The organism is Promicromonospora umidemergens, assembly GCF_024171995.1.
Taxonomy (GTDB): Bacteria; Actinomycetota; Actinomycetes; order Actinomycetales; family Cellulomonadaceae; genus Promicromonospora; species Promicromonospora umidemergens.
Genome location: NZ_JAMTCT010000054.1, coordinates 1 through 3,149, shown reverse-complemented (window position 1 = coordinate 3,149; position 3,149 = coordinate 1). Strand labels below are relative to the sequence as shown.

Annotated in this window: 1 rRNA gene; it reads right to left on the bottom strand. The window is 56.7% G+C overall.

Annotated features, from left to right (window positions below):
* Position 1: 1 nt before the first annotated feature.
* Positions 2-3,118, bottom strand: a 23S ribosomal RNA gene (locus APR04_RS30160).
* Positions 3,119-3,149: the final 31 nt, after the last annotated feature.

Sequence of the window (3,149 nt, the reverse complement as noted above, 5' to 3'; positions counted from 1 at the left end):
TGTTGTGAAGTTATCGGCAGTTAGTACCGGTCAGCTCCGACAGTCGTTAGTCCTGTCTTCCACATCCGGCCTATCAACCCAGTGGTCTGCTGGGTGCCTCTCACACCACAAGGGTGTCTGGAAACCTCATCTCGAAGCAGGCTTCCCGCTTAGATGCTTTCAGCGGTTATCCCTTCCGAACGTAGCCAACCAGCCGTGCTCCTGGCGGAACAACTGGCACACCAGAGGTTCGTCCGTCCCGGTCCTCTCGTACTAGGGACAGCCCTTCTCAAGTTTCCTGCGCGCGCAGCGGATAGGGACCGAACTGTCTCACGACGTTCTAAACCCAGCTCGCGTACCGCTTTAATGGGCGAACAGCCCAACCCTTGGGACCTACTCCAGCCCCAGGATGCGACGAGCCGACATCGAGGTGCCAAACCATGCCGTCGATATGGACTCTTGGGCAAGATCAGCCTGTTATCCCCGGGGTACCTTTTATCCGTTGAGCGACGGCGCTTCCACAAGCCACCGCCGGATCACTAGTTCCGACTTTCGTCCCTGCTCGACCTGTCGGTCTCACAGTCAAGCTCCCTTGTGCACTTGCACTCGACACCTGATTGCCAACCAGGCTGAGGGAACCTTTGAGCGCCTCCGTTACATTTTAGGAGGCAACCGCCCCAGTTAAACTACCCACCAGGCACTGTCCCTGATCCGGATTACGGACCGAGGTTAGACATCCGAAGCGATCAGAGTGGTATTTCAACAATGACTCCACCCGAGCTGGCGCCCGGACTTCACAGTCTCCCACCTATCCTACACAAACCGCACCGAACACCAATACCAAGCTATAGTAAAGGTCCCGGGGTCTTTCCGTCCTGCTGCGCGTAACGAGCATCTTTACTCGTAGTGCAATTTCGCCGAGTTCGCGGTTGAGACAGCGGAGAAGTCGTTACGCCATTCGTGCAGGTCGGAACTTACCCGACAAGGAATTTCGCTACCTTAGGATGGTTATAGTTACCACCGCCGTTTACTGGGGCTTAAATTCTGAGCTTCGCCTTACGGCTGACTCGTCCTCTTAACCTTCCAGCACCGGGCAGGCGTCAGTCCGTATACATCGTCTTGCGACTTCGCACGGACCTGTGTTTTTAGTAAACAGTCGCTTCTCCCTGGTCTCTGCGGCCCTCCCCGCGTCCCCCAGCAAGTGGGTTAACAGTTCAGGCCCCCCTTCTCCCGAAGTTACGGGGGCATTTTGCCGAGTTCCTTAACCACGATTCTCTCGATCGCCTTAGTATTCTCTACCTGACCACCTGAGTCGGTTTAGGGTACGGGCGGCTAGTCCCTCGCGTCGAGGCTTTTCTAGGCAGCATAGGATCACCAGTTTCCCGCATACACGGTCACTATCAGCTCTCACCCTCGTGCCCCACGGATTTGCCTATGGGACGGGCTACAACCTTGGACGTGGACAACCATCGCCACGCCTGGCTACCTTCCTGCGTCACCCCTGTTAACACGCTTACCTACTACCGGATCAGGTCCCACGCCTCGCCCACGATGACACCCGAAGGTGTCGGTGCAGGTCCGGGGTGGTTAGTATCACCGGGCTCGGTATGGGCGGTACTTCGCCGGTAGGAGAATATCAACTCCTTGTCCATCGACTACGCCTGTCGGCCTCGCCTTAGGTCCCGACTTACCCAGGGCGGATGAACCTGGCCCTGGAACCCTTGGTCATTCGGCGGACGGGATTCACACCCGTCATTCGCTACTCATGCCTGCATTCTCACTCGTGTAGGCTCCACCGCTGGATCACTCCGCGACTTCACTGCCCACACGACGCTCCCCTACCCACCCACACACCTGAACACACAGAACAAGTCTGGTGCTGGGCTAACGTGTGAGTGCCACGGCTTCGGTGGTGTGCTTGAGCCCCGCTACATTGTCGGCGCGGAATCACTTGACCAGTGAGCTATTACGCACTCTTTCAAGGGTGGCTGCTTCTAAGCCAACCTCCTGGTTGTCTGTGCAACTCCACATCCTTTCCCACTGAGCACACGCTTGGGGACCTTAGCCGGTGATCTGGGCTGTTTCCCTCTCGACCACGGAGCTTATCCCCCGCAGTCTCACTGCCGCGCTTGCACTTACCGGCATTCGGAGTTTGGCTGACGTCAGTAACCTGGTGAGGCCCATTAGCCATCCAGTAGCTCTACCTCCGGTAAGAAACACGCGACGCTGCACCTAAATGCATTTCGGGGAGAACCAGCTATCACGAAGTTTGATTGGCCTTTCACCCCTAACCACAGGTCATCCCCCAGGTTTTCAACCCTGGTGGGTTCGGTCCTCCACGCCGTCTTACCGGCGCTTCAACCTGCCCATGGCTAGATCACTTCGCTTCGGGTCTAGACCCGGCGACTCAATCGCCCTATTCGGACTCGCTTTCGCTACGGATACCCCACACGGGTTAACCTCGCCACCGAGCACTAACTCGCAGGCTCATTCTTCAAAAGGCACGCCGTCACCCCTACCATGGAGGCTCCGACGGATTGTAGGCACACGGTTTCAGGTACTATTTCACTCCCCTCCCGGGGTACTTTTCACCTTTCCCTCACGGTACTTGTCCGCTATCGGTCACTAGGTAGTATTTAGGCTTAGCAAGTGGTCTTGCCAGATTCACACGAGATTTCACGGGCCCCGTGCTACTTGGGATCCCCTCCACCAGGCCACACCATTTCGTCTACGGGACTCCCACCCACTACGGTCCGGTATTCAACCCGGTTCGACTATGACGTGACTTTCTTACTGGCTGGAAGACTGTCAGATCTTCCCAGAAGGTCCCACAACCCCGCACACGCAACGCCTGACAGCTTGACACGCATACGGTTTGGCCTCATCCGCTTTCGCTCGCCACTACTCACGGAATATCTCTTCCTGTCGGTACTGAGATGTTTCACTTCCCGACGTTCCCTCCACACGCCCTATACATTCAGGCGCGGGTAACCGAACATGACTTCGGCTGGGTTCCCCCATTCGGAGACCCTCGGATCACAGCTCGTCTGCCAACTCCCCGAGGATTATCGCAGGCTACAACGTCCTTCTTCGGCTCCTAGTGCCAAGGCATCCACCATGTGCCCTAAAAAACTTCAGGCAACACTACAATCACAGAAACCAAGATGACC